Origin of the sequence: Micromonospora sp. NPDC049359 (assembly GCF_044466585.1) — a bacterium.
GTDB lineage: Bacteria > Actinomycetota > Actinomycetes > Mycobacteriales > Micromonosporaceae > Micromonospora.
The window spans coordinates 132,737-153,049 of sequence record NZ_JBITMW010000005.1; the positions used below are offsets into that span (position 1 = coordinate 132,737).

Genomic DNA, 20,313 nt, shown 5'->3' on the forward strand with positions numbered 1-20,313 from the left:
CTCGCCCTCGGCGGCCCGGGTGTTGGCCCTTTAAGGAGGCCGAGATGGCAGTGCGCCCATCCGTTCATCGCGGCGGCACTCGGCGACGGCGATCGCCCGTCTTCCGAGCGCTGCTCGCCGGCGCGTTCAGCGTCGTGACCGTGGCCGCCGTCGCGGTCATGATGCCCTCGGCGAACGCCGCCGCGAGCACGCTCGGCGCGGCCGCCGCGCAGTCGGGCCGGTACTTCGGCACCGCCATCGCGGCGGGCCGGCTCAGCAACTCGCAGTACAGCACGATCGCGGCACAAGAGTTCAACATGATCACGGCCGAGAACGAGATGAAGCCGGAGTCGACGCAGCCCCAGCGGGGCCAGTTCAACTTCAACTCCGGTGACCAGATCTACAACTGGGCGACCCAGCGCGGCCTGAAGGTGCGTGGGCACACCCTGGCCTGGCACGCCCAACAGCCGGGGTGGATGCAGAGCCTGAGCGGCAGCGCCCTGCGTCAGGCGATGATCGACCACATCAACGGCGTGATGGGCCACTACCGGGGCAAGCTCGCCGCGTGGGACGTGGTCAACGAGGCGTTCAACGAGGACGGCAGCCGCCGCAGCTCCAACCTCCAGGGCACCGGCAACGACTGGATCGAGGTGGCGTTCCGCACCGCGCGGGCGGCCGACCCGTCGGTCAAGCTCTGCTACAACGACTACAACATCGAGAACTGGTCGTACGGCAAGACGCAGGGCGTCTACCGCATGATCCAGGACTTCAAGTCCCGCGGCGTGCCGATCGACTGCGTCGGGTTGCAGACCCACTTCACCGGTGGCAGCTCGCTGCCGAGCAACTTCCAGACCACGCTGTCCAGCTTCGCCGCGCTCGGCGTGGACGTGGCGCTGACCGAGGTCGACGTCACCAACGCCTCCACCACCCAGTACGCCGGGCTGACCCAGGCGTGCCTGAACGTGCCGCGCTGCATCGGCATCACCGTCTGGGGCGTACGCGACAGCGACTCCTGGCGCTCCAACGAGAGCCCGCTGCTCTTCGACGGCAACGGCAACAAGAAGGCCGCCTACAACTCCGTCCTCAACGCGCTCAACGCGGCCCCGCCGACCTCCAGCCCGACCGCGAGCCCGACGGTGAGCCCGACCGTGAGTCCGACGGTGAGTCCGACCACGAGCCCGCCGCCGAGCGGTGGCGCCGGCCGGATCGTCGGAGTGCAGTCGGGTCGGTGCATCGACGTGCCCAACTCCACGCAGACCAACGGCACCCGGGTCCAGCTCTACGACTGCCACAGTCAGTCGAACCAGCAGTGGACGTACACCAGTGGCAAGCAGTTGCGGGTCTACGGCAACAAGTGCCTGGACGCGAACGGCGCGGCCACCGCCAACGGCACCGCAATCATCATCTGGGACTGCGGCAGCGGGGCCAACCAGCAGTGGAACATCAACTCCAACGGCACCATCACCGGCGTGCAGTCCGGTCGCTGCCTGGACGTCTGGGGCACCGGCAACGGCCAGCAGGTCCAGCTGTACGACTGCCACGGGCAGACCAACCAGCAGTGGCGGACCGACTTCGGCGGCGGCACCACGCCGGCCCCCACCACGCCGGCCCCCACCACGCCGCCGCCAACCACCACGCCGCCGCCGAACAACGGCTGCGCGCTCCCGTCGACCTACCGGTGGTCGTCGACCGGCGCGCTGACGAGCCCGAAGAACGGCTGGCTCTCGCTCAAGGACTTCACCAACGTGGTCTACAACGGCCAGCACCTGGTCTACGGGTCATACGTCAACAGCAGCGGCCAGTACAGCTCGATGAACTTCGGCACGTTCACCAACTGGTCCGACATGGCCTCGGCCAGCCAGAACGGAATGAGCCAGGGCACCGTGGCGCCCACCCTGCTGTACTTCGCCCCGAAGAACATCTGGGTGCTGGCGTACCAGTGGGGACCGACCTCGTTCAGCTACAAGACGTCGAGCGACCCGACGAACGCCAACGGCTGGTCCTCGGCGCAGACGCTGTCCACGGCCACCCTCTCGGACGCGCCGTACGGTGTGATCGACCAGACCCTCATCGGTGACGACCAGAACATGTACCTGTTCTTCGCCGGGGACAACGGCAAGATCTACCGGTCGAGCATGCCGCTGGGGAACTTCCCGGGCAGCTTCGGCTCGAGCTACACGACGATCATGACCGACTCGTCCAACAACCTGTTCGAGGGCGTCGAGGTCTACAAGGTGGCGGGCCAGAACCAGTACCTGATGCTCGTCGAGGCGATCGGAAGCCAGGGGCAGCGCTACTTCCGGTCGTTCACGTCCACCAGCCTGGGCGGCTCGTGGACCCCGCAGGCCGCCACCGAGAGCAACCCGTTCGCCGGCAAGGCCAACAGCGGCGCCACGTGGACCAACGACATCAGCCACGGTGACCTGGTCCGCACCAACCCCGACCAGACCAAGACCGTCGACGCCTGCAACCTGCAGTTGCTGTACCAGGGCAAGGACCCCAACGCGAGCGGCGACTACAACCGGCTGCCGTGGCGGCCGGGTGTACTGACCCTCCAGCGCTAGGCGTCAGCCAGTCCGAGGAACGCGTGCCCGGCACCCGTGCGGTGCCGGGCACGCCCTTGGGTTCAGTCCGTCAGGTCGTCGGCGAGCAGGTCCATCAGCAGGGCGTCGTGCCAGCGGCCGTCCTCGCCGCGCTCGTACCGCCGCATGATGCCCACCGGGCGGAAGCCCACCTTCGCGTACGCCCGGATCGCGGCGGTGTTCGCCGCCGCCGGGTCGATGGTGAACCGGTGGTGGCCGTACTCGTCGATCAGGTGCCGGGCCAGGGTGCGGATGGCGTCGCCGCCGAGGCCCTCGCCACGGGACGCCGGATCGAGGAACACGTCCAGGCTGGCGTGTCGGTAGTCCGGGTCGGACTCGGCGTACCACTGGATCGCGCCGATCACCCGGCCGTCATGCTCGATGGCGTACAGCGTCAGGTCGTCGTCACCGAGGTCGGCGTGGACCGCGCCGGCCAGGTCGTCACCGCCGCGCCACCACCGGCGTACCTCGGGGTGTGCCCGGATGGCCGCGAGGGCCGGCACGTCCGCGACCGTCGCCGGTCGCAGGGTCACCGCCCGCCCGCGCAGCATCGGCTCAGCCCCGGATCTCGCCGTGCTCGACGCAGACCGCCGACCAGCCGACCGGCAGGACCTGCACCTTCATCCGGCGTCGACAGCGCGAGCAGTAGCGCGGCGGCTCCAACTGCCGGGCCGCCGCGCAACCCGGGTGGGCGTCGTCGGCCGCCGCCTCGCCGCACCTGTCGCACCAGAGCACGGCCGCCGACGCCGGGACGCCGCTGCGGGTCGGCTCGGCGTCGGAGGTCGTCGTCATGGTCGTCACAGCGTGGCGGAGAGGGCCTTGACCGGCATCTTCAGCTCGTCCAGCAGGTCGAGGTCGGCGGTCGCCGGCCGGCCCAACGTGGTCAGGTAGTTGCCGACGATCACCGCGTTGATGCCGCCGAGCAGACCGTCGCGGGTGCCCAGGTCACCGAGGGTGATCTCGCGGCCGCCCGCGTACCGCAGGATGGTGCGCGGCATGGCCAGCCGGAACGCGGCGATGGCCCGCAGCGCGTCCTTGCCCTCGACCACCGGGCGGTCGCCGAGCGGGGTGCCGGGGCGCGGGTTGAGGAAGTTCAGCGGCACCTCATGCGGGTCGAGTTCGGCGAGCTGCGCGGCGAACTCCGCCCGCTGCTCGACGGTCTCGCCCAGGCCGAGGATGCCGCCGCAGCACACCTCCATGCCGGAGTCGCGGACCATCCGCAGCGTCTCCCAGCGCTCCTCCCACGAGTGGGTGGTGACCACGTTGGGGAAGTACGACCGGCAGGTCTCCAGGTTGTGGTTGTAGCGGTGCACACCCATGTCGACCAGGTCGTCGACCTGCTCCTGGCTGAGCATGCCCAGCGACGCGGCGACCTGGATGTCGACCTCGGCCTTGATGGCGGCGACGCCCTCGCGCATCTGCTTCATCAGCCGCGCGTCCGGGCCGCGCACGGCGGCCACGATGCAGAACTCGGTGGCCCCGGTCTTCGCGGTCTGCTTCGCGGCCTCGACCAGCGACGGGATGTCCAGCCAGACCGAGCGCACCGGCGAGGTGAACAGGCCCGACTGGGAGCAGAAGTGGCAGTCCTCCGGGCAGCCGCCGGTCTTCAGCGAGACGATGCCCTCGACCTCGACCTCGGGGCCGCACCACCGCATCCGCACCTCGTGGGCGAGTTGCAGGGCGGCGGGCAGGTGCTCGTCGGGCAGGGTGAGCACGGCGAGGACGCCGGCCTGGTCGAGGCCGACGCCGTCACCCAGGACCTGGGTGCGGGCCTGGTCGAGGATCTCTGGCATGGCTCGTACCCTACAAGGCCCCGGTCCGGCCGGGTACGACCTGCCGCCGGGGTCGACGCGAACCGGCGGGGCCGGGCCCGATCGCCGGCCGTGCGGGTCGGGCGACGCACCGCGCCTGCGGCAACCATCCGTGACGACGTTACGACGGTCCGTGGTGGCCGGTCTCGCTGCGGCTACGTTCGCCGCCGCCGTGCCTCGCGTACCGAATGGATTCGTCTGCTCGATGGTCGCGGGTGGTAATTTCGCCCGGCGGACGTCGGCGTGACCGGCGCGGACGGCGGTGAAGGGGTGACGGTGGCGGACTGGCTGGCGGCGCTCGATCGTCGCGCGCAGTTGAGGGCGAAGGCCGGATTGACCCGGCGGCTGCACCCGCGTCCCGCCGACGACCGGATGACCGACCTCGCCGGCAACGACTACCTCGGCCTGGCCACCCACCCGGAGGTCACGGCCGCGGCCACGGCGGCACTGTCCGCGTACGGGCTGGGCGCGACCGGTTCGCGTCTGGTGCGCGGCTCGACCGACGCGCACCACGCCCTGGAGGACGACCTGGCGCGGTGGCTGGGCACCGACCGGGCTCTCGTCTTCTCCTCCGGCTACCTGGCGAACCTGGGCGCGTTGCGGGCTCTCGTGCAGCCCCGGACCCTGCTCGTCTCCGACGCGCACAACCACGCGTCGCTCATCGACGGCTGCCGGATCTCGGGCGCCGAGACGGTGGTCAGCGCGCACGCCGACGTGACGGCGGTGGCCGCAGCGCTGGCCGTGGCGCCGGGACGCCCGGCGGTGGTGGTCACCGAGTCGGTCTTCTCGGTCGACGGCGACCTCGCACCGCTGGCCGAGTTGCACGCGGTGGCCCGCCGCTACGGCGCGCTACTGCTGGTCGACGACGCGCACGCGCTCGGCGTCACCGGTCCGTCCGGAGCGGGCGCGGTGGCCGCCGCCGGTCTGGCCGGTCAGCCGGACGTGGTGGTCACCGCCACCCTGTCCAAGGCGCTCGGCGGGGCGGGCGGGGTGGTCGCCGGTCCGGCCGAGTTCGTCCGGCACCTGGTCGAGACCGGCCGTACGTTCATCTTCGACACCGCGCTGCCGCCGGCCGTGGCGGCCGGGGTGCACGCCGCGCTGGGGCTGGCCCGAGCCGGTGACGACCTGCGCGCCGAGATCGCCGACCGGGTGACGCTGGCGGTCGGTCGACTGCGCGCGGCCGGGCTGGCCGTCTCCGCGCCGGACGCGGCGGTGATCTCGGTGACGGCGCCCGGTCCGGAGGCCGCGACGGCCTGGGCGGCCGACTGCCGGGACCGGGGCGTCGCGGTGGGGTGCTTCCGGCCCCCGTCGACCCCGGACACCCGCTCCCGGCTGCGCCTCACCATCAGCGCGGGGGTGCCGCGGGCGGACTTCGAGCGGGCGCTGGACGTCATCGTGGACGGTGCCCCATGAGCGCGAGGAGTGAGCCGGTTTTGCGAGCCCCGCAGTCGCGTACAGAGCTGGTGCCGTGAGCGCGTGGGAGGGGCCGGTGCTGGTCACCGGCACCGACACCGAGGTGGGCAAGACGGTCGTCACGGCGGCGATCGCGGCGGCGGCGCAGGCCGCCGGCCTGCGGGTGGCGGTGGTCAAACCGGGCCAGACCGGCACGGCCAGTGGTGAGCCGGGTGACGTGGACGCGGTCAACCGGTTAGCGGCCCCGCTGACCGGTCGTACCCTGGCGAGCTTTCCGGACCCGCTCGCGCCGCTGGCCGCGGCCCGGGTCGCGGACCTGCCCCCGTTGGAGCTGTACACGGCGGTGGACGCCGTCCGCGCGGAGGCGGACAAGCACGACCTGGTCCTCGTCGAGGGGGCCGGCGGTCTGCTGGTGCCGATGGGGCTGCGCCCGTCCGGTGAGCCGTGGACGATGGCCGACCTGGCGGTGTCCCTCGGCGCGCCCGCGGTCGTGGTCGCCCGCGCCGGGCTGGGCACGCTCAACCACACGGCGTTGACCCTGGAGGCGCTGGACCGTCGGGCGGTACCGGCCGGAGTGGTGATCGGGGCCTGGCCGGCGTCGCCGGAGCTGGTGCACTGGACGAACCTGACCGACCTGGTGCCGAACCTGCTGGGCGCGGTGCCGGCCGGGGCGGGCGCGATCGATCCGGGGGTGTTCCGGCGGTCGGCGCCGGGGTGGCTCACTCCGGCGCTGCACGGGGTGCTCGACGACTGGCGCGTCTGGGCCGAGGAGAGCAGCTGAACACCTGACTTTCGTCGGTGTCCGGGCAGGTCGTGCGTGGGTAGCGTGGCCGCCGTGAGGATCCTGGAGCCGTCCGTGCCCGGGGCGCCCCGGTGGCGGCGTCCACTGCGGGACGTGTCGCTCTGGGCGCTGGTGGCCGCGCCGATCGCGGGGGCGCGGGTGACTCCGCCGTACCCGCGTTTCGGGGTGGCGCTGTTGTTCGGCTCGCTGGCGCTGCTCGCGGTCGCCGTCGCGTCGGCGCGACGGTGGCCGCTGGTGGGGTTGCTCCTGGTGGTGCTCGGTTCGCTGGTGGACGGCAACTTCGTCTTCGCCATCCCGGTGTTCAGCTATCTGAGCGGCCGGCGCAGCGCGACGGCGACGCCGGCGGCCGTGCTCTTCGGCGTGATCGCCGTCGGCGGCACGGTGCTGAACCTCGGGTTGCTCGGCACCGGGGCGGCGACCTGGTTCCTGTTGGCGTCGGTGCTGCTGTTCGGCGGGGTGTTCCCGTGGCTGGTGGGTCGGTACCGCCGGCAGCAGCAGGCGCTGACCGACGCCGGCCGCCGGCACGTCGAGGCGGTGGCGCGCGAGCGGCGTGGCGTCGCGGAGCGGATCCGGCTCCGCGAGCGGGCGCGGATCGCCGAGGAGATGCACGATTCGCTGGGTCACGATCTCAGTCTCATCGCGGTGCGGGCCGCCGCGTTGGAGCTGGCCGACGACCTCGCTCCGGCGCACCGGACGGCGGTCGGGGAGCTGCGGGCCAGCGTGGCGGCGGCGACCGAACGGCTGCACGACATCATCGGGGTGCTGCGGGAGGAGGGCGGCCCGGCCGCTGTCCGGCCGGTGGGGGAGACCGTCGTCGACCTCGTCACCGGGGCTCGTGAGGCCGGGATGGCGGTACGCCTGGACGCGCCGCCGGACACCCTGCGCCTGCCCGGCATGACCGGGGCCGCCGCCCACCAGGTGGTGCGGGAGGCGCTCACCAACGCGGCCCGGTACGCCCCGGGCGCCCCGGTGACGGTGCGTCTGGCGTCCGACCTGGACGGGGTCGAGGTGCGGGTGCGCAACGCCCCGCCGCCGGCCGGTCCGCTGCCCCGACCGGCCTCCTCGGGTAGTGGTCTGGTCGCGCTCGCCGAGCGGGTACGCCTGGCCGGCGGCGTCCTGGACGCCGGCCCGGCCCCGGACGGCGGATTCGCGGTGCGGGCCCGGCTGCCGCTCGTCGCCGAACCGGGGCTGTCAGCGGTGGCCGCCGCCAGCGGGACGTTCGAGGACGTCCCCGCGTCCGGGGGCGTTTCGGAACGGCCGCTCGACGCCGAACGCCGGCTGCGCGAGGCTCGTCGCCGGGCTCGACGGAGCCTGCTGACTGCGCTCGCGGCTCCGGCCGGCTTCGGGCTGGCCCTGTCGCTGGTCTACTACCCGTTCGCCACGGCCGGCACGGTGCTCGACGAGTCGACGTACGACCAGATGCGGCCCGGCACGGCACGGGCCGACCTACCCGGGCTGCCGCGCCGGCAGCTCGCCCCGCCGCTCGGTGTCGCGGCGCCGGGCTGCGAGTACTACACCGACGGCAACTTCCCCCTCGCCGAGGCGACGTGGCGGCTCTGCTTCACCGACGGCCGACTGGTCAGCAAGGAGCGCATCGCGTAGTGGACACCGACACGGTTCCGACCGCGCCCGTCCGGGTGGTCCTGGCCGACGACGAGGCGATGATCCGGGCCGGGGTCCGGGCGATCCTCGCGGCCGACCCGGGTATCGAGGTCGTCGCCGAGGCCGCCGACGGCCGGGCGGCGGTGGAGCTGGTCCGCGCGCACCGGCCACGGGTGGCGTTGCTGGACATCCGGATGCCTCGCCTGGACGGCCTGGCCGCGGCGGCCGAGATCCACCGGTTGGCGCCGGCCACGGCGACGGTGATGCTGACCACCTTCGGTGAGGACGACCACGTGGCTCGGGCGCTCGGGCACGGCGCGAGCGGGTTCCTGCTCAAGGCCGGCGATCCACGGGAGTTGATCGCCGGGGTGCACGCGGTCGCCGACGGCGGGGCGTACCTGTCGCCGCGGGTGGCACGTCGGGTGATCGAGCTGGGCGCCGGGCGGTTGGCGCGCCGGCCCGCCGCGCGGGACCGGACGGCCGGGCTGACCGAACGGGAACGCGAGGTACTGGCGCTGGTCGGCGCGGGGCTGTCCAACGCGGAGATCGCTCGCCGGCTGCACCTGGTGGAGGGCACCGTGAAGAGCTATCTGACGAGCATCTTCACCCGGTTGGAGGTGCGCAACCGGGTGCAGGCGGCGATCCTCGCGTACGAGGCGGGGCTGGTCGAGCGGTGAGCGGGGGCCGGGAGAGCCCCCGCTCACCGCCTCAGGCGTCGCGACGGCGGAGCATGGCCCGACCGAGCAGCAGTGCGGCACCCGCCCACCCGGCGAGCAGCAGCAACCCGACCACACCGGGGTACGGGTCGGTGTCCCCGGCGAGGAAGTGCCCGCCGGCCACGCCGGGAAACACGTCGGCGATCCGGTTCAGGACGGTGATGTCCGGCTCCTGGAGCGACAGCGGCACGATCGTCAGGGTGGCGAAGAGCACGATGATCGTGAGCACCGCGCTGCGGAGGGCCGCGCCGAGGCCGAGCGCGAGGACGCCGACCAGGGCCAGGTAGGTGGCGACCGCCACGACGTCGCCGATCGTGTCGGCGGTGGGCGCGCTGCCCCAGTCGCCCAGCACCGGGCGGGCGACGAGGGCGCCGACACCGCCGAGCAGCAGCCCGAGGGCGAAGGTGACGGCGCCCGTCACGACGGCCTTGGCCAGCAGCACCCGACCGCGTGCCGGGGTGCACTGGAGGGCCGTCCGGATGGTGCCGCTGGTGAACTCGGTGGTGATGGCGAGCAGACCCACCGCCAGTACGGCGTACTGGGTCAGCTCGATCGCGTCGATCAACACGGTGCCGACGGTGACGATGCCGGCGTCGTCGGCGGGGTCGTCGTTGGTGTTGGAGTTGGCCGCGTAGATGGCCAGCTGTCCGGCGCTCGCGGCCATCACGAGCAGCCCGGCCACCATCGTCCACCAGGTGCTGCGTACCGAGAACAGCTTGGTCCACTCGGCGGCCAGCGCGCCGGGGAAGGGACGGGTAGGCGTGGCGGTCCGCGTGCTCATCGGGCGTCACCTCCGGTCGGCCCGCCGGCGTACTCGACGCTCTCGGCGGTCAGCTCCATGAACGCCTGCTCCAGCGACGCGCCGTGCGGGCTCAGCTCGTGCAACCGCACCCCCAGCTCGTACGCCAGGTCGCCGATCCGGTCCACGGTGCTGCCGGTGACGCTCAGCTCGTCCGGTCCGGCCCGCTCGACGGTGCCGCCGGTCGCGGCGAGACGGGCGGCGAGGGTGGCGAGCCCTTCGCGGTGCGGGCTGCGGACCCGTACGACGACCGCGCTGCTCGCGATCACGTCGCCGACCGGGGCGTCGGCGAGCAGCCGTCCCCGGCCGATCACGACGAGTTGGTCGGCGGTGAGCTGCATCTCGCTCATCAGGTGACTGGAGACGAAGACCGTCCGGCCCTCGTCGGCGAGCGAGCGCGTGAGCTGACGTACCCAGCGCACCCCGTCCGGGTCGAGACCGTTCACCGGCTCGTCGAACATCAGCACGGGCGGATCGCCGAGCAGCGCTCCGGCGATGCCGAGCCGCTGTCCCATGCCGAGGGAGAGGGCGCGACCCGGCTTGCCGGCGGCACGCCCGTCCAGCCCCACGGTGTCGAGCACCTCGTCGACGCGGCGGGCGGGGATGCCGTTGCTGCGGGCCATGGCCAGCAGGTGCGCCCGTCCGGACCGGGTGGGGTGGATGGCTCGGGCGTCGAGCAGGGCCCCCACCTCGTGCAACGGCCGTCGCAGTTCCCGGTACGACCGCCCGGCGACGAGCGCCTGCCCGGCGGTGGGCCGGTCCAGGCCGAGGATCATCCGCATGGTGGTGGACTTGCCGGCGCCGTTGGGGCCGAGAAAGCCGGTGACCCGGCCGGGCGCGACGTCGACGGTCAGGGCGTCGACCGCGACGGCCGACCCGAACCGTTTCGTCAACCCACGTAATGTGATCATGAGTTGACGCTAGGCGTCGGCCGCCCCGGCTCGCCGCGCCCGAACGGCACCCACCAGCACTGACTTTCGTCAGGTCGCCCCGGGTCAGCGGAGGTAGTCCTCCAGCAGCGCCGGGGTGAGTCCGGCCCGGTGGATGGCCTTCAACGCCGCCAGGAGGTCGTCCATCAGCGCCGGCCGGAAGTGCATCAGCAGCACGTCGCCGGGCTGGACCACCTTCTCCGCGGTCTGGTAGCGCACCTTGCCCTCGTGGACCGTCTCGGACCAGTGCAGGACCGCCTTCGCGCCGCAGTCCCGCGCGGCCCGGAGCGTGGTGCTGTCGTACTCGCCGAACGGTGGGCGGAACAGGGTCGCCCGCTGGCCGAACAGCGTCTCAAGTTTGTCCGCCGCTCCGCAGATCTCCTGCCTCTGGTAGTCGTACGACCGGCCGGCCAGCGAGTTGTGCCGGATGGTGTGGTTCTCGACGACCCCACCGGCGACCTGGATCTGGCGGAAGTAGACGTCGTGCTCCTGGGCCGCCGGTGAGTTCAGGAACATGGTGACCGGGATGTGCGCGCGGGCGATGAAGTCGGGCACCGCCGGCGGGCGGGCCAACCCGCCGTCGTCGATGGTGATGAAGGCGACCTTCTGGTCGGTCGGCAGACGGTGCCAGAACGGGATCGCACCGGTCACCGGCAGCGGCACCGGTTCCGGAGGTGGCGCTGCGGGGAAGGTCGGCGCCTGCGACACGTACCAGTCCAGGGTCCCGCGTGCCGGCGGGGCGGTCGGCGACGGCGAGGCCGACGGGGACGGCGTGGTGGACAGGATCGGTACGGCCGACGGGCTCGGCTGGGCCGCGATCTGCCGGGCGTGGAACGCGGGTCCGGCTGCGCAGGCACTCAGCGCCAGCAGGGCCAGAAGCGTTACCACTGCGGAGATGCGGCGCGGGTGGGCTGATGACACGCCCGGAAACATAGCGGGTCACGGTCGGGTTCCGCGTCCCGTGGCGATCTTCCCGGACGGTCTTGCCCGGCCGGCCTAGCCTCGGATCGAGTCGATTCGACCTGCGGAGGCGGCCCATGGCGCGGTGGATCCTGCAAGTGCTCGCCGTCGTCGGCTTCGGCGCGCTGCTGGGGTTCATCGGGCTGACGATGACCTGCAACCTGTTCGGGTTTGTCGACGCCGAGGCCCGCCGGTTGTCGAGGAACCTGTGGAATCGCCAGTGGGGGATTCCCGACCGTGATCCGGCTGAGTTACGGCACGGCGTCGGCTTCGCCGCCGTGCGGTTCCTCGTCGGCGGCGCCCTCCTGCTCCTCGGCGCCGCCGCGGTTATCGGGGGCATCGTGCTACTGGTCAGCGGGCCGCTCGACTGACCGCACCACGAAGGCGTCCGGCATCCGGAAGGTGAGATTGTCCGGGCACCACGGCGGACGGATCACCGTCACCCCGTCCAGCAGTGGCGCGGCCTCGGCCACCACGACGGCCGCCTCCATGCGGGCCAGAACGTCGCCGACGCACCGGTGCGCCCCCGCCCCGAACGCCAGGTGCCGCCGCGATCCGCGCTGCCCGGGAACGAAATCGTCCGGCGCGTCGACGACCGCCGGGTCGCGACCGGCGCGGGCCAGCCACAGCACGATGCTGGTGCCCGCCGGCACGGCCGTGTCGCCGAGAACGCCGTCCGCCGCAGCCACGCGCCGCCAGGTGACGATGGGCGGTTCGAGGCGCAGGCCCTCCTCGACGACGTCGGCCACCGCGACGTCGCCGGCGCGCAGCGCGGCGCGTACCGCCGGTTCGCCGGCCAGCCGGTGCAGCAGCAGGGTGAGGAACTGCGAGGTGGTCTCCTGTCCGGCGACCAGCAGGAAGAAGAGCGCGCCGACCACCACGTCGGGCGGATGCCCGGCGGCGCGCAGCTCGGCGGCCAGGCCGCCGCCGGTGGCCGCGAACTCCCGCAGTACGTGGTGGAAGCGGCCCACCTCGGCGGCGAGCGCCACCTGCCGGTCGTCGTCCAGCGGCGCCCAGAACAGCTCCAGCGCCGCCCGCGCGAACTCCTTGACCGCGCCGACCGGCGCGTCCGGCAGGTCGACCAGCCGGGCCAGCACCAGCAGGGGCAGGTCGGCCGCGAGGTCCGCGTACAGGTCGACCGGCGCGCCGGCGTCGAGGGTGGCCCGTAGCCGGGCCACCCGCTCCCGGACCAGGGCCGTGAGCCAGGGGCGCTGCGCGGCGACCTTCGCGGGGTGCAGCGCGTCCGCCACGATGCCCCGGATCTGCGGATGGCTGGCTCCGGCGTTGTTCGCCAGGGTCGGCGGCAGCCGGAACCGGTGCCCGGCGAGCACCCGCAGCGCGGTCACCGGCATCGGGGTCACCGCATCCAGGGCGTTGTCCGGCCGGTAGCGCTCCGGGTCGGCGAGGACCTGGCGGACCAGCGCGTGGCGGGTGACGACGAGGTGGCGTACGCCGACGTGGTCGGTCACCTCGGCGACGTCCGGCCAGGGTGCCTCGACCGCGGACGCCCAGCCGGAGAAGAGCACGCCGACACGCTAGCCGGCGGCTCCGGGCAGGCCCGGGCGCAACCGCCAGACGGTGGTGCGCTTCACCCGTACGCTCTCCAGGGCCTCCGGCACCGGCACGTCGTAGCTGGCCAGCTCGTCGAAGCGGTCCCGGGGCAGGAACGCCCGGCCGGGGTCACCGACCAGCGCCGGCGCCCCGGCCCGGGTGGCGCGCAGCAGGAACCGCAGCACCCGGTGGGCCATCGCCTCGCTGTAGAACACGTCCCCGGCGAGCACCACCTCGGCGTCGCCCGCGTCGCCGTCGAGGATGTCGCCGAACTCGGCGTCGACGCGTACCCCGTTGGCCTCGGCATTGAGCGCGACGGCCGCGACGGCCAGCTCGTCCACCTCGACCGCCCGCACGGACGCCGCGCCGGCCCGGGCGGCGGCGATGGCCACCAGGCCGGAGCCGGAGGCGAGGTCGAGCACCCGGCGGCCGGCGACCAGCTCCGGGTGGTCGGTCACGTACCGGGCGAGCGCCTGGCCGCCGGCCCACGCGAAGGCCCAGAACGGCGGCGGCCGGTCGCTGGAAAACTCGCCCTCGGTCAGCTCCCAGAGCCCGATCGGCTCGTCCGCCTGGTGCAGGCGCACCTCGGGTACGAAGGAGACCGGGGCCAGCCGGGCGTGCAGCCGGACGAACGTGCTGGAGAGCTCGGACACCTGGCGATTGTTCCAGCGGCCCGCCGGCCGGCGTGTCGCGGGGGAGCGGTGACCGGTTCACCACCGTCGGTGAAATCACCCCTCGCGCTTGGCGTCCGGTGCGAAGACACCCGTCTGTGTGATCCGCCCGCTTTCTCCTAGCGTTTCCCTACGGGGACGAGAAGGAGTGAGGTGGTGGTGATCGTGTGGCGGTACGCGCTGCGGCTCGGAGCGTTGATTGCCGGCGTCGCCGGGGCGGTGCTGACCCTGGCGGCACCGGCGCAGGCGGCCTTCGCCACCGAGATGAGCGGCCTGCCGGCCCGGTTCACCGCCGGCGACCAGGTGCGCACGATCTCCGCGGTGGTCTCGCAGACGGACCGGCGCGGCGGATGCGCCAAGGTGCGCTGGTCGATGGTGCTGCGCGTGCAGGGCATCCGGCTCGACCAGGTGAAGATGGACCGGGTGGAGGAGAACGGCGACTTCCCGCTGGAGATCCGGACCGAGGGTGACGTGGCCCGCCTGACCGATCGGCAACTCGACCCGGGCACGCTCTGCCCGGGTCGCACGGTCACCGCCCGCTACCGGGTGGCCTTCGCCGAGGACGTCACCCAGGGTCGGGTCACCCTCGCCGCCGAGGCGTACGACGCCAACCTGCGCCTGTTGGCCCGCCAGAGCGCCACCCGGTCGGTGGTGGGGGCGGCGGCCAGGCCGACCCCGACGCCGACGCCGAGCGCGACGCCGGCCGAGCCCAGCGATCCGCCGAGCGAACCGGCGCAGGAGAGCACGCCGGCCGAGGAACCGATCGCGGACCAGCCGGTCGACGCGGCGCCACCGCAGGCCAACCGTCCGGTCGCGCAGAGCGGCGGGTTCGGCGTGGTGCAGGCGGCGTTCCTGCTCGGCGGGTTGCTGCTCTCGCTCGGGGTGGGCCTGTTGCTGCGGCTGCGACACCTGACCCGGACCGCGCGCGACGAGCCCGAGGAGCCGCCGGTGGACCGGCTCTGGGAGCGGCCGGCGCCAGCGGGTGGCTGGCGACCGGCCCGCCGCTGATCGGGGGTTGTCGGGGCCGGCGGAGGACCGCCGGCCCCGACGGTGTCACTTCGTGAACGCCTGGAACTCGGCGATCCTGACCTGGGCCTTGGCCGGGCTGGCGGTCGCGCAGTCCGTCGTCGTGGCCGGGTCGTCGTCCTGCTCACCGGCGTACTGCGGCCCGCCGGTGCACTGGCTGGCCAGCACCTCCAGGCGCAGGTGGGTGGCGAGGGTGGCGGGCACCGCGAACGTCCGCAGGTTGATGTCGCGGCTGTACGCCCGGTACGCCCCGCCGGGGAACGCGTCGCCCGCGCTGGTGTAGATCCGCTGCCAGTGCGCCGGGTCCGCGCAGTCGGTAGTCGTCGCGTCGCACGCGGACACCGCGAACGAGCGCAGCGCGCTGAGCGCGTTCTGACTGCCGGTGTCGGCGTCGCCGACGATCGCGGGCCGCAGCATCGCGCTGACGTTCACCCGCTTGACCGTCTGCGGGCCGTCGCCCGGCAGGTCGACGGTGAGCTGCCGGCCGGCCACCCCGTCCAGGGAGGCCCAGTTGGTCGCCTCGGTGTCGTCGGCGACCCGGTCCAGGTTGACCCCGTCGCCGCTGATCGTGGCACCGGACGCGGTGGACGCGAGGTTACGGCTCAACCGCAGGTCCACGTATCCGGTCCGGCCGGCGTCGGCGACCACGCTGAGCCGCTGGTGCCCGAAGCCGGGCGCGACGGCCAGCAGGTCGTACGTGCCGGCCACCATCTCCACCGTGTCCGGGATCGGCGTCGCCGGGTCGGTGTCCGCGATCGGCGTGGCCCGCGCCTCGTACGCCCCGACGTACACCCGGATCGGCGCGTCGGCGCTGTCCCCGCGGGGGCGCAGGGTGAGCGTCGCGTTGCCGCCGCGCGGCGAGGCGAAGCTCGGTGTCGGGTCGGTGTCCGCGGCGCCGTTGGTGACGGCGTCCCGGCCCATCCCGGAGCGGGCGAACTCGGCCCAGATCAGGTCCTGGTTCGCACCCCCGAAGCGCAGCAGGTCGGCGGTGAGCATGTTGTCCCGCATGTCGAGCATGCTGACCTGGCTGGCCGCCTGGAGCAGGAACGAGTCGAAGACCAGTTGCGACCAGCGCCGGTTGCCCGGGCACCTGTCGGCGGCGACCTTGCCCTGCGCGCACTCCAGTTGCCGCTGGGTCGTGCCGAGGCCGTACCGCTTGACCAGCGCCGAGCGGACCCGGAAGTTGGTGGCCCCCCAGATCTCCCCGTCGGCGTGCACGGCGGGACCACCGGTGTTGTAGCCGATGTCGGAGTAGTTCAGCGGGCTGCGGCTCAGGTCGTAGTTGCGGATACCGCTGACCAGGTTGCCGGTGACGTAGCCGCCGGTGACGAAGGGCGTCTCGCCGGGGGCGCGCAGGCCGTTCTGGTACAGGTACTCGGCCGCGAGCAGGTCGCCCCACGACTCACCCATCGCCCCGCCCTGGTGGCCGCTGATCCCGCTGTCCGGGCCGGCGATCATCCGGTTGGTGATGGCGTGGGTGTATTCGTGGCCGATCACCGTCATGTCGTAGTCGCCGTCCACACACGGCGGGTACGGGCCGCCGGCCTGCGGCTGCCACAGGTACATGTTGGTGGTCGGCGGCAGACCGTCGCGCGGGGTGCCCTGGTTGGCGTTGTTGCGGTTGCCGGTCAGCGCGCCCTGCTGGGCGCGGCCCTGCTCGGCGTCGCCGCCGAGTCCGGACGGGGTGAGGTTGGCCGCCTGGAGGTTCCACGCCGACTCGGTGAAGCCGAGCTGGTACGCCCAGTCGTGCATGCGGTTGTGCATGACGAACAGGTTCGCGATCGCCGCGTCCGCGTCGTTGCGCTGGGTGGACGTGAACACCTCCGGGTTGCACCTCGCCTGGTGCCACTGGTCCTTGAACGGGTACTCGTAGCGGCGGTCCGGGTTGGGTGTGGCCGGTCCGACCGGGGTGTTGTTGCCCCAGGAGAGCACGGTGTTCGCCGAGTTGCCGCGCGAGGTGAAGGTGGGTGTGCCGGTCGCCGCGTCGACGTCCCACGGCTGCCCGGTGGCCGGGTCGCGGAACGCCGCCTGGCAGTCGGGGGCCGGGTCGCCGCACCAGCGGACCCGGGGGTCCTGGCCGGCGGCGAGGTCGCGGGGCGGGGTGGCCGGGAAGACCGCCCAGCTCGGGTTCTCCGAGTCGAAGTCGACAAGGTCCTCGCGGACCAGCACCTTGCCCGTGCTGCCGTCCACGTAGCTGGTGAACGCCGCCGGGTGGTCGGCGTCCGCGCCGATCATGGTCACCTCGTAGGCGGCCCGGGGTCCGTCCAGCGGGGTGGGCACCGCCACGGCCCGAACGGTGTGGTCGGCCACGGCCGTCGGGCTCAACCCGGCGTCGGCGAGCGCGTCGGCGTACGCCTGCTCGGCGGTGCGGGTCGCGGGCGCGGGCGCGCGGGTGTCCCGGGCCAGCGAGGAGTTGACGGCGAGCACCGAGCCGCCGCTGACCGCGAGCGTGACCAGACCGTCGTGACCGGCCGGCAGGTCACCGAAGCGTTGCCGCAGGGTCACCACCGCACCGCTGCCGATCGGCCGGACCAGCACCCGGTCCAGGTCGGCGACCGTCGCGGCGTCCATGCCGTACAGGTCGCGGTTGGCGGTCAGGTAGGCGCGCGCGGCGGCCTCCGGGTCCGCGGGCAGTCCGGTGGCGAGGGGGGTACGACCGGGGCCGAGCGCCTGGGGGGTGCCGAGCCGGTTCCACCGCGCGTCGGGGTCCGCCGCGCGGGCCAGCCCGCGCTGCCGAGCGTCGGGTGCCGCCGTACCGGTGCGGTTGTCGAGGTCGGCGGGCTGGTGCCCCTCGGCGAACGGCCCGGACGTGCGCTCGGCGGGAGCGGCGGCGGGTGCGGCGTTGCTCGTGCCGGTGGGTAGCAGCGCGGCGAGGGTCGCCGTCGTCGCCAGGACGGCGATGAGCCGGCGTCGACGCCGGCTCATCGGGGGTGACCACTCCGGTTGTGGCACGGGACCTCCTTGTGGGAGCGGGATGGCCGGCGGCCGCCGACCGACGATGCGCGGTGACGCATGCGCATCTGTGGATATCAGTCGGCCGAGGAAGCGGCAAGGGTCCCGGGATGGTCGGCGCGCCGAATGATCGCCTGGCGGGACCGGCGCAAACCCCTCTGGCGCTGTGGGGGAGCGCCGGCGGCGCCGGGGCGTGCCGGCTCACCCCGGTCGTCGTGTTCGGTCTGATCCCGGTGATCGACCTGCTCATCGGCGACGACCGGCGCAACCCTCCCGAGGAGGCGGAGCCCCGGCTGGCCGCCGACGGCTACTACCGCTGGCTGACCTACCTCTACCTTTCGGCGCAGTACGCCGTGCTCTACGGCCCGGCGGTGCTGCCGTTCCTGGCGCTGCAGGCGGTGGTCGGCTGCTCCCTGCTGGAGGTTGTCAACTACCTGGAGCACTACGGGCCGGCCCGGCAGCGCGCCGCAACCGGGCGCTGGCCAACACCGGACCCCGATGGTGACGGCTCAGTCGCCGGACCCCGGCGGTGACGGCTCAGCCGCCCGGCGGTGACGGCTCAGCCGCCCGGCGGTGACGGCTCAGTCGCCGGGCGCCCAGTCGGGGTCGCGGCCGAAGGCGGCCAGCAGGTGATCCTGCTCGTCGGCGTCGGCGGGCACCCGCGCCGCGTCCCGGACCAGCTTGTCGCGTCGGTAGTCGTCGACCCGGCCGGCGAACCACTGGGCGCACACGTGCACCGCGTCCGGGTCGAACCGTGGGTCGGCGCCGATCGCCACCGCCAGGTCCCAGCCGTGGATCAGGTGTTCGGCGAGGAGCTGTTGGACGTACTCGGCGGCCGGGGTCGGGCCGGCCGACAGGTGCACGGTGCGGTCGATCGTGCCGGGGTGGGTGACGGCGATCTCGGCCTGCGCGGCCGCCTCCCGGGCTGTCCGGAGCGGGTCGGCGCCGAGCTGGTCCCCGTCGAAGCGGTCGCCGACCTCGTCGATGGTGCGACCGGCGAGCAGGGGGACGCTCCACCGGTCCTCGCCGACCACGTGGTTGACCAGGGTCCGGACGTCCCAGTCGGAGCAGGGTGTCTCCTCCGACCACTGATCGGGCCCGATCTGGTCCACCCGCTCGACAAACTCGGCCAGGCTCCGGCGGTACGCCTCCAGCAGATCCATGCCGTCGATTGTTCCGTTCGGCACGCCGGCCCGAGCCGTTTTGCCCGGCCTGGCGTATGGCGCGGTCGGCCGCTCAGTCCAGGTCGGTCGGGTCCAGACCCAGCTCGCGGGCGGTGACCAGGCGCACCCACTCCCCGAACTGTCGCCGGGAGATGACCCGGTCGTGCACCGCGAGCTGCACGGCGAGGCCGTCCATCACCGCGCTGATCCGCCAGGCCGCCCCGTCCGGATCGGCGCACTGGAAGGTGCCGTCGGCGACTCCGGTGGAGATCACGGCGGCGAGATCCTGTCGCCACCGTAGGTCGAGCCGGCGGGACACCTTCTCCAGCTCGGGGGTGCGCAGCGACTCGGACCAGCCGTCGATCCACATCGACCAGGAGGTCGCCCGGCCGGCGGGGGTGTACAGCTTGAGGATCCGGCGGAGCTTCGTCAGCGGTGGCGCGGAGGAGCGGGTGACCGCGTCCAGGCGGGCCAGATCCTGCTCGACGGCGTACGCGAAGGCCTGCGCGAGCAGCCGCTCCTTGGTGGCAAAGTGGTAGAACACCAGTGCCTGGCTCACCCCGGCGGCCTGCGCCACGTCGGCGGTTCGTGTGTTGGACAGACCCCGCTCCACGATCACGTCGCAGGCCGTGCGCAGCAGGGCATCCAGGCGGATCTCGGCCGCACGTCTCGTCACGACCGTTACCGTAGCCCATCGACCCGAACACGAACAGTTACCGCTACCGTCCGATTCGTGGGGTAAGAGTCGGAAGTTGGACACTTGCCGAGGGGTGCCGTGGCTCGTTCTCCTGATCGAGTTCGGCGAGGTGGGCGGCGTGCCGTCGGAGTGCTCCGCTGGCTGTTCGCCGCGCCGGCACCCGCCGTCGGATGATGCCGGAGTGTGACGGCCGAGGGTCAATTGAGACATCAGGTCAGCTGACTAGGAAGCCCGCCTGCAGTGGTGGCCATCTCCCCGTTCGGCGTCGGACCGGGCGGGATGGGACGCGCCGACACGGACCCCGATTTGGCAGTCGTTCGCCGGCTCGGCTAAAGTTCTCATCCGTCACCCGGGAAAGCCGGGGGCGTGCGGACGTAGCGCAGCTGGTAGCGCATCACCTTGCCAAGGTGAGGGTCGCGGGTTCGAATCCCGTCGTCCGCTCGGAGCTGCCGCCACGCATGACGGGGGCAACCTCGGTGGGGTGGCCGAGAGGCGAGGCAACGGCCTGCAAAGCCGTGTACGCGGGTTCAAATCCCGTCCCCACCTCGGCAAGGAGCACGGGCGATTGGCGCAGTGGGAGCGCGCTTCCTTGACACGGAAGAGGTCACTGGTTCAAACCCAGTATCGCCCACCAGTTGTACGACGTGATCGTTGAGGCCC

At 73.0% G+C, this 20,313-nt stretch carries 19 protein-coding genes and 3 tRNA genes; 11 read left to right on the forward strand and 11 right to left on the reverse strand.

All coding sequences use genetic code 11. The annotated features are described in order from the left end of the window. Positions 1-44 precede the first annotated feature (44 nt). Positions 45-2,543 carry a non-reducing end alpha-L-arabinofuranosidase family hydrolase gene (locus tag ACIBTX_RS14145; protein ID WP_357122920.1) on the forward strand — a complete coding sequence of 833 codons (2,499 nt, stop codon included), beginning with the start codon at positions 45-47 and terminating at the stop codon, positions 2,541-2,543. Between the two features lie 62 nt (positions 2,544-2,605). Here ACIBTX_RS14145 and ACIBTX_RS14150 read toward each other — a convergent pair whose 3' ends face one another. From ACIBTX_RS14150 to bioB, 3 genes are read right to left on the reverse strand one after another with little or no spacing between them, the layout of a single operon-like run. Beyond that, complete coding sequence (locus ACIBTX_RS14150; protein ID WP_357122923.1) at positions 2,606-3,112, reverse strand: GNAT family protein; 507 nt, start codon at positions 3,110-3,112, stop codon at positions 2,606-2,608. A 4-nt stretch (positions 3,113-3,116) separates the two neighbouring features. Beyond that, complete coding sequence (locus ACIBTX_RS14155; RefSeq protein WP_357122926.1) at positions 3,117-3,353, reverse strand: hypothetical protein; 237 nt, start codon at positions 3,351-3,353, stop codon at positions 3,117-3,119. Positions 3,354-3,358: 5 nt separating this feature from the next. Then, positions 3,359-4,354: a biotin synthase BioB gene (gene bioB / locus ACIBTX_RS14160; RefSeq protein ID WP_357171302.1), complete on the reverse strand. Its 996-nt coding sequence runs from the start codon at positions 4,352-4,354 to the stop codon at positions 3,359-3,361. Between the two features lie 294 nt (positions 4,355-4,648). Here bioB and ACIBTX_RS14165 point away from each other — a divergent pair, with 294 nt between their 5' ends. The 4 genes from ACIBTX_RS14165 (at position 4,649) to ACIBTX_RS14180 (ending at position 8,866) form a co-directional block, all read left to right on the forward strand. Then, the gene (locus ACIBTX_RS14165) at positions 4,649-5,785 is read left to right on the forward strand and encodes an 8-amino-7-oxononanoate synthase (RefSeq protein ID WP_357393418.1); all 1,137 of its coding nucleotides are present in this window, start codon (positions 4,649-4,651) and stop codon (positions 5,783-5,785) included. 76 nt (positions 5,786-5,861) lie between these two features. Then, on the forward strand, positions 5,862-6,566 hold the full coding sequence (gene bioD, locus ACIBTX_RS14170; protein WP_357123389.1) for a dethiobiotin synthase: 705 nt from the start codon (positions 5,862-5,864) through the stop codon (positions 6,564-6,566). A gap of 54 nt (positions 6,567-6,620) precedes the next feature. Continuing rightward, positions 6,621-8,189, forward strand: a complete 1,569-nt coding sequence (locus ACIBTX_RS14175) for a sensor histidine kinase (protein WP_396832543.1) — start codon at positions 6,621-6,623, stop codon at positions 8,187-8,189. Next, positions 8,189-8,866, forward strand: a complete 678-nt coding sequence (locus tag ACIBTX_RS14180) for a response regulator transcription factor (RefSeq protein WP_357393368.1) — start codon at positions 8,189-8,191, stop codon at positions 8,864-8,866. The genes ACIBTX_RS14175 and ACIBTX_RS14180 overlap by 1 nt, the downstream gene beginning before the upstream one ends. A 31-nt stretch (positions 8,867-8,897) precedes the next feature. Here the strand turns inward: ACIBTX_RS14180 and ACIBTX_RS14185 are convergent, their stop codons facing one another. The 3 genes from ACIBTX_RS14185 to ACIBTX_RS14195 form a co-directional block, all read right to left on the reverse strand. Then, entirely contained in the window at positions 8,898-9,686 is a 789-nt protein-coding gene (locus ACIBTX_RS14185) for an ABC transporter permease (protein ID WP_357393370.1), read from the reverse strand. Next, entirely contained in the window at positions 9,683-10,615 is a 933-nt protein-coding gene (locus tag ACIBTX_RS14190; protein WP_357122942.1) for an ATP-binding cassette domain-containing protein, read from the reverse strand. The genes ACIBTX_RS14185 and ACIBTX_RS14190 overlap by 4 nt, the downstream gene beginning before the upstream one ends. An 84-nt stretch (positions 10,616-10,699) precedes the next feature. Further along, entirely contained in the window at positions 10,700-11,554 is an 855-nt protein-coding gene (locus ACIBTX_RS14195) for a polysaccharide deacetylase family protein (RefSeq protein WP_357122946.1), read from the reverse strand. Between the two features lie 116 nt (positions 11,555-11,670). Here ACIBTX_RS14195 and ACIBTX_RS14200 point away from each other — a divergent pair, with 116 nt between their 5' ends. After that, a complete protein-coding gene (locus ACIBTX_RS14200) occupies positions 11,671-11,964 on the forward strand; it encodes a hypothetical protein (protein WP_357122949.1) in 294 nt (97 codons plus the stop codon). Here the strand turns inward: ACIBTX_RS14200 and ACIBTX_RS14205 are convergent. Both ACIBTX_RS14205 and ACIBTX_RS14210 read right to left on the reverse strand, forming a co-directional pair. Continuing rightward, positions 11,938-13,119: a cytochrome P450 gene (locus ACIBTX_RS14205; protein WP_396832545.1), complete on the reverse strand. Its 1,182-nt coding sequence runs from the start codon at positions 13,117-13,119 to the stop codon at positions 11,938-11,940. The two genes, ACIBTX_RS14200 and ACIBTX_RS14205, sit on opposite strands and share 27 nt — an antisense overlap. Before the next feature lie 9 nt (positions 13,120-13,128). Then, a complete protein-coding gene (locus tag ACIBTX_RS14210; protein WP_396832546.1) occupies positions 13,129-13,797 on the reverse strand; it encodes a class I SAM-dependent methyltransferase in 669 nt (222 codons plus the stop codon). A gap of 174 nt (positions 13,798-13,971) precedes the next feature. Between ACIBTX_RS14210 and ACIBTX_RS14215 the strand changes: the two genes are divergently transcribed. Further along, complete coding sequence (locus ACIBTX_RS14215; protein WP_396832547.1) at positions 13,972-14,823, forward strand: hypothetical protein; 852 nt, start codon at positions 13,972-13,974, stop codon at positions 14,821-14,823. Between the two features lie 45 nt (positions 14,824-14,868). Here the strand turns inward: ACIBTX_RS14215 and ACIBTX_RS14220 are convergent, their stop codons facing one another. Continuing rightward, on the reverse strand, positions 14,869-17,793 hold the full coding sequence (locus ACIBTX_RS14220; RefSeq protein WP_396832548.1) for a M36 family metallopeptidase: 2,925 nt from the start codon (positions 17,791-17,793) through the stop codon (positions 14,869-14,871). 215 nt (positions 17,794-18,008) lie between these two features. Here ACIBTX_RS14220 and ACIBTX_RS14225 point away from each other — a divergent pair, with 215 nt between their 5' ends. Next, positions 18,009-18,326 (forward strand): hypothetical protein, encoded by a 318-nt coding sequence (locus ACIBTX_RS14225; RefSeq protein ID WP_357122960.1) that lies wholly within the window; start codon positions 18,009-18,011, stop codon positions 18,324-18,326. Positions 18,327-18,374: 48 nt separating this feature from the next. On the opposite strand, the gene ACIBTX_RS14230 is transcribed toward ACIBTX_RS14225, so the two are convergent. Both ACIBTX_RS14230 and ACIBTX_RS14235 read right to left on the reverse strand, forming a co-directional pair. Next, positions 18,375-18,956 carry a TIGR03086 family metal-binding protein gene (locus ACIBTX_RS14230; RefSeq protein WP_357122963.1) on the reverse strand — a complete coding sequence of 194 codons (582 nt, stop codon included), beginning with the start codon at positions 18,954-18,956 and terminating at the stop codon, positions 18,375-18,377. A 73-nt stretch (positions 18,957-19,029) separates the two neighbouring features. Beyond that, positions 19,030-19,632: a TetR/AcrR family transcriptional regulator gene (locus tag ACIBTX_RS14235; RefSeq protein WP_357122966.1), complete on the reverse strand. Its 603-nt coding sequence runs from the start codon at positions 19,630-19,632 to the stop codon at positions 19,030-19,032. Positions 19,633-20,021: 389 nt separating this feature from the next. Here ACIBTX_RS14235 and ACIBTX_RS14240 point away from each other — a divergent pair. The 3 genes from ACIBTX_RS14240 (at position 20,022) to ACIBTX_RS14250 (ending at position 20,287) form a co-directional block, all read left to right on the forward strand. After that, positions 20,022-20,094 (forward strand) — tRNA-Gly (locus ACIBTX_RS14240). 34 nt (positions 20,095-20,128) lie between these two features. Then, positions 20,129-20,199, forward strand: a tRNA-Cys gene (locus ACIBTX_RS14245). A 13-nt stretch (positions 20,200-20,212) separates the two neighbouring features. Further along, positions 20,213-20,287 (forward strand) — tRNA-Val (locus ACIBTX_RS14250). Positions 20,288-20,313: the final 26 nt, after the last annotated feature.